This window comes from Streptomyces sp. NPDC005281, assembly GCF_040607495.1.
In the GTDB taxonomy this organism is placed as follows: Bacteria; Actinomycetota; Actinomycetes; order Streptomycetales; family Streptomycetaceae; genus Streptomyces.
The window spans coordinates 193,306-205,831 of the sequence record NZ_JBEXGX010000009.1 but is presented as its reverse complement, the minus strand read 5'-3'; the positions used below and the strand labels follow the sequence as shown (position 1 = coordinate 205,831).

Sequence of the window (12,526 nt, the reverse complement as noted above, 5' to 3'; positions counted from 1 at the left end):
TCCGACGCGGGGGCCGGGGAGCGGGTGTCTGGGGCGCGGGTGCCTGGGTCGTGGGTGTCCCGGGTGTGGGCGCCAGGGGTGCGGGTGTCCCGGGTGCCGGCGTCACGGGTACGGGTGTCCGGGGTGCGTGCGGCAGGGGAACCCTGGTCCAGCGGCTGGGCCGGACCGGTCCGGCGGCCTCGGGGGTCCTCGGAACGGCCGGCCTGAGCGGTTCGGCCTTTCCGTCGGTGAGCCGTACGACGAGCGGGACCGTTCCGCCCGTCTCGTGGCTGGAGGCCATGCCCGCCCACCGCGCCCCGGCGGGCGAGGTTCTCGGGGTGAGGCTCGTCACCGTCGACAGCGGCTCCGGGCCTTCGGGCGCGTGGCCCGCACCGGCATGCGACGGCCTGGGCCCGTCGACGGCAGCGTCCGCCTCGTCCCTCGGAGCCGGCTGGACCGGGAGCGGCCGGGGCGGATCGGTTCTCGGGGCGTGCCGGGGCGGACCGCCCGGGCGGCCGGTCCGCAGGGGCGCCTGCTGGAGAGGGACCGGTCGTGGTGCGGGGACACCGGAGGGAGCCGGCTCCTCCGCGGCCGGCTCGTCCGCCCCGTCGGGCGCATCCAGCAGCGCGACACCGCACGGGACGGCCCCGGTCGCGTACGGCAGCCGGAGAACCCCCTCCGCGGTCCACAGTCCGGTGCCGGACAGCCAGCCCTCGGGTGCGGGGCGATGGTGGATGCGGCGCTCGGACGGGCGCCACACGCCCACCCAGGTGCCGCCCGGTCCGTCGAGGCGCAGGGCGACCGCGCAGGACTCAGGGGTGAGCACCTGGCCCGGCTGGATCGCGAACGGGCTGATCGAACAGCCCGTCGCGCTCAGACAGTCCGGGAACCGGACGGGCAGGGTGCTGCCGAGGACGCCCCAGCCGAGCCGGTCCCGGCCGGGGGACGGCGCGTCCGACCGGATGAGCAGAAGCCCGCTGTCCGCGTCCGCCAGGAGCAGCCGGTCGTTGCTGTGCTCGGCGATCTGGAGGAGCGGGGACACCTCTCCGCCCCGTTCCAGGTCGACGACCACGGTCTTGGTGCGGCCGTTCTGGAAACGGTCCAGCGCGAGCAGGCGTCCCGTGGAGTCCAGCCACACCCCTCCCGAGCAGTGGCCAGGCACCTCGGCCAGATGCTCCGGGCCGAACGCGCCGCCCGCCACCAGCCACACCGCCGTCGAACCCCGGCCCACCGCGAGGGCGTACGCGCGCTCCCCGTCCGGCGCGGGCGGCAGCAGCCGCAGGACGGTACCGGCGTCGGGGCACTCCACCGCGCCGAGCGACAGCTCGCCGGTGCCCGGCCCGGTCGGGTACAGCAGGGAGAAGGCGTGGCGCCCGTCGTCCACGCGGTGGATCAGCACCCTGCCGTCGGACAGCGGCAGCACCTCGGCGCCGGGCTCCTCCGGCTGCGGACCGGGCAGCGGTACGGCGTACGGCTCGGGGCCGTCCAGGGTCCAGCGCTCCGGGAACCAGCACTCGCCGTCGTGGGCGAGCCGTGCCCCGTAGGCGCCGTCGGCGGTGATCACACAGCCGGGAGGGGCGGCCCACCGGCCCGCTGCGTCCCCGTACTCGCCGCCGTCCGCGCGCTCGCTCCGCACCACGGGTTCTCTCGCACCGGCCGTCATCGTTCGGTCACCTCCGGCGACGAAGGTAGTTTTCGCACGCACAGGCGTGGGAGCGACGGGCTGGTGCTTCACACATAAGGGTGGCCAAGTCGGGATTCGCCTGAGGGAACGGAGCGGATGTGCTGAACGATGGCGGGATGCGTACGCGGTGAACGGCCGGAACCGTGTTCCGCCCGCCGCCCAGGCGACGGTCCCGCGCGTCCGCCGCCCGCCCGGCACGGGTCCGTGGTCCGTGACCGGCCGGAGAGGGACGTGAGGCAGGTAGCCTTTCCCCGTGCCCCGTCTGTCTGAAGTCATCGCCGCGCTCGACGCCCTGTGGCCCCCGGAGCGGGCCGAGGGGTGGGACGCGGTCGGCACCGTCTGCGGCGACCCAGACCAGGAGGTCACGCGCGTTCTGTTCGCCGTCGACCCGGTCCAGGACATCGTCGACGAGGCGGTGAAGCTGGAAGCCGGCCTGCTCGTCACCCATCACCCGCTCTATCTGCGCGGTACGACGACCGTGGCGGCCGGCACCTTCAGGGGCCGGGTCGTGCACACGCTGATCAAGAACGACATCGCGCTGCACGTCGCCCACACCAACGCCGACCGCGCGGACCCGGGAGTCAGCGACGCGCTGGCCGGGGCGCTCGACCTCAGGGTCGTACGGCCCCTCGTGCCGGACACCACCGACCCCGAGGGACGCCGTGGCCTCGGCCGCGTCTGCGAGCTGGACCATCCGCTGACCCTGCGCGAACTCGCCGCGCGGGCCGCCGAGCGGCTGCCCGCCACCGCCCAGGGCATCCGCGTCGCGGGTGACCCCGACGCGCTGGTGCGGACCATCGCCGTCAGCGGCGGCTCCGGTGACAGCCTCTTCGACGACGTGCGCGCCGCGGGCGTGGACGCGTTCCTCACCGCGGACCTGCGGCACCACCCGGTGTCGGAGGCCCGCGCCCACAGTCCTCTCGCGCTGCTCGACGCGGCGCACTGGGCCACCGAGTGGCCCTGGTGCGAGCTGGCCGCCGCCCAGCTCGACGAGATCTCCGACCGGAAGGGATGGGGACTGCGCGTCCACGTCTCCCGGACGGTCACCGACCCCTGGACCGCCCACGCGGCCTCACACAACGAAACCTCAGGAGCCCCCAACTGAACGCCGCGCCCGCCGACCAGATCCGACTTCTCGACGTCCAGTCTCTCGACTCCCGCCTCCAGCAGCTCGCCCACAAGCGGAGGTCGCTGCCCGAGCACGCCGAGATCGAGTCGCTGAACAAGGACCTCACCCAGCTGCGCGACCTGCTCGTCGCCGCGCAGACGGAGGAGAGCGACTGCGCCCGCGAGCAGATCAAGGCCGAGCAGGACGTGGACCAGGTGCGTCAGCGCGCCGTCCGCGACCAGCAGCGCCTCGACTCGGGCGCCGTCACCTCCCCCAAGGACCTGGAGAACCTCCAGCGCGAGATCGTCTCCCTCGCCAAGCGTCAGGGCGACCTGGAGGACGTCGTCCTCGAGGTCATGGAGCGCCGCGAGTCCGCCCAGGAGCGGGTCTCCGAGCTGACCGAGCGCGTCTCCTCCGTCCAGGCGAAGATCGACGACGCGACCGGGCGCCGTGACGCGGCCTTCGAGCAGTTCGACGGCGAGGCGGCCTCGGCCACCAAGGAGCGCGAGGTCATCTCCGCCTCGGTGCCCGCCGATCTCCTCAAGCTCTACGACAAGCTGCGCCTCCAGCAGGGTGGCGTCGGCGCCGCCCGGCTCTACCAGCGCCGCTGCGAGGGCTGCCGCCTGGAGCTCAACATCACCGAGGTCAACGAGGTGAAGGCGGCCTCCCCCGACACCGTGCTGCGCTGCGAGAACTGCCGGCGCATCCTGGTGCGCACGTCCGAGTCCGGCCTGTAGGGAGTCCGGCCGTGCGGGAGTTCATCGTCGAGGCCGACGGAGGTTCCCGGGGCAACCCGGGGCCCGCGGGCTACGGCTCCGTGGTCATCGACGCGGCCACCGGGGAGACGCTGGCGGAGCGCGCCGAGTACATCGGCGTCGCCACCAACAACGTCGCCGAGTACCGGGGCCTGGTCGCCGGTCTCGAGGCGGCCCGCGACCTCGACGCGAGCGCGCGGGTCAGGGTCAGGATGGACTCCAAGCTCGTCGTCGAGCAGATGTCCGGGCGCTGGAAGATCAAGCACCCGGACATGAAGCCCCTGGCGGCCCGGGCGGCCCGGGTCCTTCCGGCCTCCCAGGTCACGTACGAGTGGATGCCCCGCGAGCGCAACAAGCACGCGGACCGGCTGGCCAACGAGGCGATGGACGCCGGCAAGCGAGGCGAGGCGTGGTCGCCGTCGGCGTCGACGGCGGAACTCGACGCGCGCGCGGCACGGTCCGCTGTACCCGAGCCGACGGGCCCGCCCGGCGACGCGGCGGCGGGCGCGGCGAGGGCCCGCGCGGCCCTGCATCGCACAGGCGGCGAAGCCGCGGGATCGGACGCGCCCCGCAAGGGACGCGAGGAACTCCGCGCCCAGCCGACACCGAGCGGCAGCCGGCCGACGGCCGAGGCTGCCACCCTGTTCTCCGGCGGCGAAGCCGCTGACCCTCAGGCCGGCACGCCGACGCCGAGCGGCGCACCGGGCAGGGAGCCGGAGGCCGGTGCGCGGGCCGCGAGGTCGGGCGACGACCGGCGGGCCGCGAGAAACGTGGCCGCCGCCCCGAGCCCCACGCCCGCCGCAGGCTGGAGCGCACCCCCCGACATGGGCGCCCCCGCCACCTTCGTGCTGTTGCGGCACGGCGAGACGCCCCTGACTCCGCAGAAGCGGTTCTCGGGCAGCGGCGGCAGCGATCCTTCGCTGTCCGACGTGGGCCGGGAGCAGGCGGAGCGCGTGGCCGCGGCGCTGGCGGCGCGCGGCACCATCCAGGCCGTCGTGGCCTCCCCGCTGGCCAGGACCCGCGAGACCGCGGGGGCCGTCGCCGCCCGGCTCGGCCTCGACGTCGCCATCGAGGACGGCCTGCGCGAGACGGACTTCGGCGCCTGGGAGGGGCTGACCTTCGGCGAGGTCCGCGAGCGTCACCCGGACGACCTGAACGCCTGGCTCGCCTCACCGGAGGCGGAACCGACCGGCGGCGGCGAGAGCTTCGCCGCGACCGCGCACCGCATGGCGGCCACCCGCGACAAGCTGATCGCCGCCCACGCCGGCCGCACGGTCCTGCTCGTCACGCACGTCACCCCGATCAAGACCCTCGTACGACTGGCCCTCGGCGCCCCGCCGGAGTCCCTGTTCCGGATGGAGCTGTCGGCGGCGTCGCTGTCGGCGGTGGCGTACTACGGGGACGGCAACGCGAGTGTCCGGCTGTTCAACGACACCTCACATCTGCGCTGACCCCGGATCGCGCCGACTCCGGGGTCGCGTCGGTCTCATCCCCGCCGGGCCGCGCGGTCGCGGAGGATCCCGGCGGTCTCGGTGTCGGCCGGGAGGAACGCCTCCAGATGGAGTTCGGCGAGCGTGACGTCCACCGCGGTCGCGAACGACGTGAGCGTGGTGAGCAGCCTCAACTCGCCCTCCGGGCACCGCAGTCGCAGCGGCACGGCGAAGCCGAGATGGTCGGTGCCGGGCTCGCCCGCCGGTACATACCGTGCCAACTCCTCGACCAGAGCGTCAAGATCAGGGTCGGGGCTGCGCAGGGAGCGGGCCCGCAGGTTCTCCACGATGTGCCGGCCCTAGGCGTCCAGGTTCATCACCCGTGCCGCCATCCCGCGTGGATGCAGGGCCAGCCGCAGTACGTTCACCGGCGGCCGCAGCAGCTCGGGAGCGGCTCCCTCGGACAGGACGTCGAACGCCGCGTTGGCGGCGACGAGTTCACCGCGCGGCCCCGTCACCACCGCCGGATACGGCAGATGCCCCTCGAGGATGCCGTCCAGCGCCTCGCGTACGGGCTTCAGTGCGGCCGCGTCGAGCGAGGACTCGGCGAACGCGGGAGCGTAACCGGCCGCCAGGAGCAGCGCGTTGCGCTCCCGCAGGGTCAGCTCAAGCGACTCGGCGAGTCTGATCACGATCTCTCTGCCGGGCACCGAACGCCCGCGCTCGATGAAACTGACGTACCGCTGGGTCGTGCCCGCGCGGGAGGCGAGTTCCAGCTGGCTCACCCTGCGCGCGTGCCGCCAGCGCAGCAACTCCCGGGCGAAGGGAGGGGGCTCGGCGGAGATACCGGTCGTCATGCGACCAGTTGTACGTCACGGCTGTGACGGCGGCACGGCGGTACTCGCCATACCTCGCCGGGAATTGAGCGGGGCATCCGGTCCGGCCAGCATGGACGGGACCGGTCGGGAGCCCACTCAGGGAGCGGACATGCGTGCCTACCACCTCGAAACACCCGGCACCGTCGACGGGATTGTGCCGCGTGAGTCGGCCCGCCCGGAACCGGGGCCCCGCGAGATCCTCGTCCGCGTCCGTGCCGTCTCCCTCAACAAGCGCGACCTGCTGATCCTGAGGGGGACCTACCCGCTGAAGGCCGTGCCGGACGTGATCCCGCTGAGCGACGGAGCGGGTGAGGTCGTCGCGGTGGGGGCGGAGGTGACCCGGTTCGCGGTGGGCGACCGGGTGGCGAGCACGTACTTCCCGAACTGGCCGGACGGCCGGATCACCCCGGACCGCTTCGACCAGCCCGGTGCCACTCTCGACGGCATGCTGACCGAGTACGCCTGTCTCGGCGAGGAGGCCGCGGTACGCGTTCCGGACCATCTGACCTGGGAGGAGGCGGCCTGTCTGCCCTGCGCCGGGGTCACCGCCTGGCACTCCCTGACGGGCGGCGAGCCGCTCACCCCCGGCCAGACCGTGCTCACCCTCGGCACCGGCGCGCTGTCCCTCTTCGTCGTGCGGTTCGCCAAGATGCTCGGCGCCGAGGTCATCGCGACGACATCGAGCGAAGCCAAGGCGGACCGCCTCAAGGCACTCGGAGCCGACCACGTCGTCGACTACGTCCGAAACCCCGAATGGGGGCATGTCGTAAGGGAGTTGACCGGCGGCCGGGGTGCCGATCTGGTCGTGGAGACCAACGGGCCCGACACCATCGAGCAGTCGATGCGCGCCGCCGCCCTCTACGGCCAGATCGTGCTGCTGATCACCGGGAACGAGCGCAGGCCCGGTATCGAGATCTCCAACGCGGCGTACGCGGCGAGCCTGGCCACGATCCGCCGGGTCTTCGTGGGCAGCCGCGCGCACTTCGAGTCCATGAACAGGGCCCTGGAGCTGCATGGGACACGCCCGGTCGTGGACCGCGTCCTCGGCTTCGACGAGGTGGGGGAGGCGTTCCGGTACTACGAGAGCGGCGCGGCCTTCGGCAAGGTGGTCATCCGGGTGAGCTGAGCCGGGGCCGCGCGTGAGGCGGCCGGGCAACGGTCCTGGCGAGGGCCGGGCAACGGTCCGGGCGAGGGCGAGGGCGAGTCGAGCCGGACTGGACCGGGCCCCGACTACCGACGCAGTGCCGACGCTGCCCGTGCCAGGTCCTCCACCCGGCGCCAGTCCCGGGCGGCGACCGCGTCGGCCGGGAGCATCCAACTGCCGCCCACGCAGCCTACGTTGGGCAGCGCGAGGTAGTCCGGTGCGCAGTCGGGGCCGATGCCGCCCGTCGGGCAGAAGCGGGCCTGCGGCAGCGGTCCCGCCAGTGACTTCAGGTAGGCCGTGCCGCCCGCCGCCTGCGCCGGGAAGAACTTCATCTCGCGCACCCCCCGCTCCAGCAGCGCCACCACCTCGGAGGTCGTGGACACCCCCGGCAGGAACGGCACCCCGGACGCCTTCATCGCGTCCAGCAGCAGGTCCGTCCAGCCGGGGCTGACGAGAAAGCGGGCGCCCGCCGCCACCGACTCGGCCACCTGCTCCGGCGTCAGGACCGTGCCCGCGCCCACCACCGCCTCCGGCACCTCGGCCGCGACGGCCCGGATCGCGTCGAGCGCCGCCGGGGTCCGCAGTGTCACCTCGATCGCGGGCAGCCCGCCGGCGACCAGCGCCCGGGCCAGCGGCACCGCGTCGGAGGCGTCCGCGACCACGACGACGGGGACGACGGGCGCGAGATCCAGCACGGAGGCGTGCGGAGAAGAGGGCGAGGACGACGTCATGCCCTCATCCTGCCCGGGGTACGCACCCTGCGCAAAGGTCATTGCACATGCTGCAACGACAGCTTGACGGGCGCGGCTGTGGGCCGGCATCTCGGCGGACGCGACTGGAACCGCTGCCTCGGGGTGGACGCGACTGGAACTGCTGCCTCGGGGTGGACGAGACTGGAACCGCTGCCTCGGGGTGGGTACGGCTGTCATCGCGGCCTGGACGGGCACGGCTGCAACCACGGCGGCGGGGTGGGCACGGCTGGGACCGCGACCTCGGGACGGACGCGGCTGTAACGGCATTCTCGGGACGGACGCGGCTAAGGCGGTCTCAGGACGGGCGCGGCTGTAACGGCGGTCTCGGTGGGCGCCGTTCAGCGGATCTCTCTCACCACCACGTCGAGCGCCCACGGCCTGCCCGCCCGGGAGGGGGCCTCCGCCTCCACCGTGTGCCCGAGATCCCGCAGCGCCTCCACCAGCTCCGCCGGGTTCTTCGGCGCGGCGTTCGCCGTGAGCAGGCTCCGCACGATCCTGCCCTTGGTCGCCTTGTTGAAGTGGCTGACGACGGAACGCTTCTCGACCCCGTTCACCAGCTGCGCGTGCAGCACCCGTACGGTCGCCGTCCGGTCCGCCACCTCACCCGTGGGCCGCCACGCCGCGGTGTACGCGGAGGACCGCAGGTCCAGCACGAGCCCGTCGCCCGCGGCTTCGGGGAGCGCGTCGGCCATCGGCGTACGCCAGTGCGCGCCCAGCGCACCGAGGCCCGGCAGCTTCACGCCCATCGAGCAGCGGTACGAGGGGATCCGGTCGGTGACCCGCACCGCGCCCCACAGCCCGGAGAAGACGAGCAGCGAACGGCCCGCGCGCCGCTTGGCGGCAGTGTCCAGCGTGGCCAGGTCCAGGGCGTCGTACAGCACCCCCGTGTAGATCTCCCCGGCCGGGCGCGTGCCCGCGGTCCTCAGTTCCGTGTTCTTCGCGATCTCGCCCCGCAGGCCCTCGCTCAGGCCGAGGACCTCGCGGGCCTTCTCCTCGTCGGCCACGCACAGTTCGACCAGCTCGTCGAGGACCGCCTGACGCGCCCCCGCGAGACCGGGCAGGGACAACGACTCCGGCTTGAGCGCGGATCCCCGGCCGGAGGGTGCCTTGCCCTCGGAGGGCGGCAGCAGCACGAGCACGGTTGGTTCTCCTCACGGTGGATACGGACCGCCGCCAGCCTACGGCGTACGCCCGAACGCCCCCTCCGCCCGGCACGGCCCCACCCTCCGGACGCGCCACCCCCTGCCGCGCCCACGGCACGGCCCCACCCTCCGGACGCGCCACCCCCTGCCGCGCCCGCGGCATGGGCCCTCCGAACGCGCCGGATCCTGCGGGCGCGGCCAGGACCTGCCGGGCCTGCTGCACCTGCCGGACCTGCCGGACCTGCGGGGCCTGCCGGACCTGCGGGCCCCCGTCGTGCCTCCGCCGCGCGGTACCGGCCACCGGCGCAGGGCGGGTGCGAACCGGTCCCCTCGCCCGGAGGGCGCCCCGCTCCGCGTGCTCAACGGATGACCCCGGCCTACGCTCGACCCATGCCTCGCCGTCACGTCCGCGTCACCGGTGCCCCGCAGGCTCCGCTGCGAGCCGCTCTCGCCGCGCTGCGGACCGAGCTCGGCGTGCCGGGGAGTTTCCCGGCCGACGTCCTCGCCGAAGCCGGGCGGCCGGCCCGCCTGCCCGCGTACGACGCGACCGACATCCCCTTCTTCACCGTCGACCCCCCGACGTCCGAGGACCTCGACCAGGCGATGCACCTCTCCCGCCGCGAGCGGGGCGGCTACCGCGTCCAGTACGCCATCGCCGACGTCGCCGCCTTCGTTGCACCCGGCGGAGCCCTCGACGCCGAGGCGCACCGGCGCGTGACGACCCTCTACTTCCCCGACGCCAAGGTCCCCCTCCACCCGCCCCGGCTCTCCGAGGGCGTCGCGAGCCTCCTCCCGGGCCAGACCTGCCCGGCCGTCCTGTGGACGATCGACCTCGGCACGGACGGCCGCACCGAGATCACCGACGTCCGCCGCGCCCTCGTCCGCAGCCGGGCCAAACTGGACTACGCGACCGTGCAGCGCAGGATCGACGACGGGACCGCGGAGGAACCGGTCGCCCTGCTCAAGGACATCGGCACCCTGCGCGAGGCACTGGAGGCCGAGCGCGGCGGCATCTCGCTCAACGTGCCCGAGCAGGAGATCGTCGAGAAGGACGGGACGTACGAACTCGCCTACCGGGCCCCGCTGCCCGCCGACGGCTGGAACGCGCAGATCTCCCTGCTCACCGGGATGGCGGCGGCCGAGCTGATGCTCGACCACGGCACCGGCGTGCTGCGGACACTGCCCGCCGCGCCCGACGGGGCCGTCGGACGGCTGCGCCGCACCGCGCGGGCCCTGCGCATCGACTGGCCCCACCACGTCTCGTACGCGCAGCTCGTCCGCTCCCTCGACCCGCACCTGCCGCACCACGCGGCCTTCCTCCAGGAGTGCACGACCCTGCTGCGCGGCGCCGGGTACACCGTCTTCCGCGACGGGGCGCTCCCAGAGGTCACAGCGCACGCCGCCGTCGCCGCGCCCTACGCCCACTGCACCGCCCCGCTGCGCCGGCTCGTCGACCGCTACGCCTCGGAGATCTGCCTCGCGGCCGCCGCCGGTCTGCCGACCCCCGAGTGGGTCCTCGCCGCACTCGACGCCCTGCCCAAGGAGATGGCCGAGGGCAGCCGGCGCGCGGGTACCGTCGAGCGCGAGTGCGTCGACATCGTGGAGGCCGCACTCCTCAAGGACCGGGTCGGCGAGCTCTTCGAGGCCTGCGTGGTCGACGTGACGGAACACGACCCCACCGTCGGCACCGTGCAGCTGGAGTCCCCGGCGGTCTTCGCCCGGATCTCCGGCGGTACGACCGGGCTGCCCCTGGGGGAACGCCTGCGGGTCCGGCTCACCCGGGCGGATCCCGGAACGGCCAAGGCGCAGTTCGAACCCGCTTGATCCGCGGGCCCGTCCGCGGCATGGAAACGGGGGCCGCCGGTGTTGGACGCGTAGAGCGGACACGGCCACGCGTTCGACCACGGCGGCAAGGGGGAGAGGCGGCCATGACCGGACGCTCCGGCAAGGAAGAGGTCCGCTGGACCCGGGCCACCCTCGGCCGGGACGGGCGGCCCCTTGACCTGCTGACCGCCCGCTTCGACCGGCACCGCTACGCCCCGCACGCCCACGACGAGTTCACCATCGGCGTCAGCGTCGGCGGCTCGGAGCTCATCGGCTACCGCGGCGGCCACCTGCGGACCGGCCCGGGGTCCATCGTCGTGCTGGCCCCCGGCGAGATGCACACCGGCGGACCCGCCGCCTGCGACGGATACGCCTACCGCGCCCTGTACGCGGAGCCGTCCCTGCTCTCCGAGGGCGCCGTCGGCGGTCTCCCGCACTTCCCGGAAGGGCTGCTCGACGACCCCGGGCTCGCCGCCGCGCTGCGCGCCGCGCACACCGAACTGAGCCTGTGCCCCGACCCGCTGGAGGCCGAGTCCCGCCTCCCGTGGCTGCTCGCCGCGCTGACCCGGCGCCACTCCACGGCCCGCCCGGACCGCGACGAGGTCCCCGGCGCCGCGCACATCGCCGCGGTCGTACGGGACCGCCTGGCCGGCGAACTCCAGGACCCGCCCTCCCTCGTCTGTCTCGCCACGGACCTGGGCCTGTCCCGCTATCAGCTCCTGCGCGCCTTCCGTACGACGACGGGGATACCGCCGTACGCATGGCTGGCCCAGCACCGGGTGAACCGGGCCCGCCGGCTCCTGGAGTCCGGACTGCGCCCCGCCGAGGTCGCCTCACTCGTGGGCTTCGCCGACCAGGCGCATCTGACCCGCTGGTTCCGCCGGGTCCTCGGTGTGACCCCGGCGGCCTACCGCACGAGCGTGCTTCCGGCCGCGCCAGGAGCGCAACAGCGTTCAAGACGCCCCTCGGGCCGGTGACCGAGACTGCCCGTATGACTGCACGCGGCTGGTTTCTGTTCTCCCTGATGGGAGTGATCTGGGGCATCCCCTATCTGATGATCAAAGTGGCGGTGGACGAGGTGTCCCCGTCGGTGGTGGTGTTCACACGCTGTGCGGTCGGTGCCGTACTGCTGCTCCCCTTCGCGATCCGCCAGGGCGGTCTGACGGCGACCGTACGGGCCCACTGGCGCCCGATGCTGGCCTTCGCGGTCATCGAGATCATGGTCCCCTGGTGGACCCTCACCGACGCCGAACGCCATCTGTCCAGCTCCACCGCGGGCCTGCTGATCGCCGGTGTGCCGATCGTCGGCGTCGCCGCGGCCCGCTTCTTCGGCGACTCGGAACGGCTCGGCGCCCGGCGCGTCACCGGCCTCGCCCTCGGCCTGGCCGGGGTCGCGGTCCTCACGGCACCGCATCTGACCGGCGGCGACGCCCGGTCCCTCGTCGAGGTGCTGCTGACGGTCATCGGCTACGCCACCGCGCCGGTCATCGTGGCCCGCCGCCTCAAGGACGTGCCCTCGCTGCACCTGACGGCCCCCTGCCTGGCGCTGGCGGCCCTGGTCTATGCACCCGCGGCGGCCGCCACCCGGCCGGAGGCGATACCTTCCGGTCAGGTCCTGGCCGCCCTCGCGGGCCTCGGCGTCATCTGCACGGCCGTCGCCTTCGTGGCCTTCCTGGAACTGATCAAGGAGGCGGGCCCGACCCGGGCGACGGTGATCACGTACGTCAACCCGGCCGTCGCGGTCGCGGCGGGCGCCCTCCTCCTGGACGAACACCTGACCCCCGGGATCCTCGCCGCCTTCGCCCTCATCCTCGCGGGCTCCGTCCTGGC

8 protein-coding genes and 3 pseudogenes are annotated in these 12,526 nt (G+C 74.0%); 7 read left to right on the top strand and 4 right to left on the bottom strand.

The annotated features are described in order from the left end of the window. Nucleotides 1-604: 604 nt before the first annotated feature. Nucleotides 605-1,615, bottom strand: a pseudogene (locus ABZV42_RS15455) (hypothetical protein); the annotation flags it as partial. Nucleotides 1,616-1,916: 301 nt separating this feature from the next. Between ABZV42_RS15455 and ABZV42_RS15450 the strand changes: the two are divergent. Genes ABZV42_RS15450 through ABZV42_RS15440 form a run of 3 tightly spaced genes read left to right on the top strand, consistent with a single transcriptional unit; the run spans nucleotide 1,917 to nucleotide 4,977 of the window. Next, entirely contained in the window at nucleotides 1,917-2,768 is an 852-nt protein-coding gene (locus tag ABZV42_RS15450; RefSeq protein ID WP_356052184.1) for a Nif3-like dinuclear metal center hexameric protein, read from the top strand. After that, complete coding sequence (locus ABZV42_RS15445) at nucleotides 2,765-3,508, top strand: C4-type zinc ribbon domain-containing protein (RefSeq protein WP_355985231.1); 744 nt, start codon at nucleotides 2,765-2,767, stop codon at nucleotides 3,506-3,508. The genes ABZV42_RS15450 and ABZV42_RS15445 overlap by 4 nt, the downstream gene beginning before the upstream one ends. 11 nt (nucleotides 3,509-3,519) lie before the next feature. Then, nucleotides 3,520-4,977, top strand: coding sequence for a bifunctional RNase H/acid phosphatase (locus tag ABZV42_RS15440; RefSeq protein WP_355985098.1), 1,458 nt, complete (start codon nucleotides 3,520-3,522; stop codon nucleotides 4,975-4,977). Between the two features lie 35 nt (nucleotides 4,978-5,012). On the opposite strand, the pseudogene ABZV42_RS15435 reads toward ABZV42_RS15440, so the two are convergent. Then, nucleotides 5,013-5,813, bottom strand: a pseudogene (locus ABZV42_RS15435) (helix-turn-helix transcriptional regulator). A 130-nt stretch (nucleotides 5,814-5,943) separates the two neighbouring features. On the opposite strand from ABZV42_RS15435, the gene ABZV42_RS15430 reads away from it, so the two are divergent. Further along, nucleotides 5,944-6,960 (top strand): NAD(P)-dependent alcohol dehydrogenase, encoded by a 1,017-nt coding sequence (locus ABZV42_RS15430; protein WP_355985102.1) that lies wholly within the window; start codon nucleotides 5,944-5,946, stop codon nucleotides 6,958-6,960. A gap of 104 nt (nucleotides 6,961-7,064) precedes the next feature. Here ABZV42_RS15430 and eda read toward each other — a convergent pair whose 3' ends face one another. Both eda and yaaA read right to left on the bottom strand, forming a co-directional pair. Continuing rightward, entirely contained in the window at nucleotides 7,065-7,709 is a 645-nt protein-coding gene (gene eda / locus ABZV42_RS15425) for a bifunctional 4-hydroxy-2-oxoglutarate aldolase/2-dehydro-3-deoxy-phosphogluconate aldolase (protein ID WP_355985105.1), read from the bottom strand. A 359-nt stretch (nucleotides 7,710-8,068) separates the two neighbouring features. Then, nucleotides 8,069-8,869, bottom strand: coding sequence for a peroxide stress protein YaaA (gene yaaA / locus ABZV42_RS15420; protein WP_355985108.1), 801 nt, complete (start codon nucleotides 8,867-8,869; stop codon nucleotides 8,069-8,071). Nucleotides 8,870-9,262: 393 nt separating this feature from the next. Between yaaA and ABZV42_RS15415 the strand changes: the two genes are divergently transcribed. The 3 genes and pseudogenes from ABZV42_RS15415 to ABZV42_RS15405 all read left to right on the top strand — a co-directional run. Further along, on the top strand, nucleotides 9,263-10,696 hold the full coding sequence (locus tag ABZV42_RS15415) for an RNB domain-containing ribonuclease (RefSeq protein ID WP_355985110.1): 1,434 nt from the start codon (nucleotides 9,263-9,265) through the stop codon (nucleotides 10,694-10,696). Nucleotides 10,697-10,800: 104 nt separating this feature from the next. Beyond that, nucleotides 10,801-11,673 carry an AraC family transcriptional regulator gene (locus ABZV42_RS15410; protein WP_355985112.1) on the top strand — a complete coding sequence of 291 codons (873 nt, stop codon included), beginning with the start codon at nucleotides 10,801-10,803 and terminating at the stop codon, nucleotides 11,671-11,673. Between the two features lie 14 nt (nucleotides 11,674-11,687). Next, nucleotides 11,688-12,515, top strand: a pseudogene (locus ABZV42_RS15405) (DMT family transporter); the annotation flags it as partial. Nucleotides 12,516-12,526: the final 11 nt, after the last annotated feature.

What these genes read in the sequence shown, in the direction of transcription:
- ABZV42_RS15430 (WP_355985102.1), top strand. Translation starts at nt 5,944, where the DNA reads ATGCGTGCCTACCACCTCGAAACACCCGGCACCGTCGACGGGATTGTG.
- eda (WP_355985105.1), bottom strand. Translation starts at nt 7,709, where the DNA reads ATGACGTCGTCCTCGCCCTCTTCTCCGCACGCCTCCGTGCTGGATCTC.
- ABZV42_RS15415 (WP_355985110.1), top strand. Translation starts at nt 9,263, where the DNA reads ATGCCTCGCCGTCACGTCCGCGTCACCGGTGCCCCGCAGGCTCCGCTG.
- ABZV42_RS15410 (WP_355985112.1), top strand. Translation starts at nt 10,801, where the DNA reads ATGACCGGACGCTCCGGCAAGGAAGAGGTCCGCTGGACCCGGGCCACC.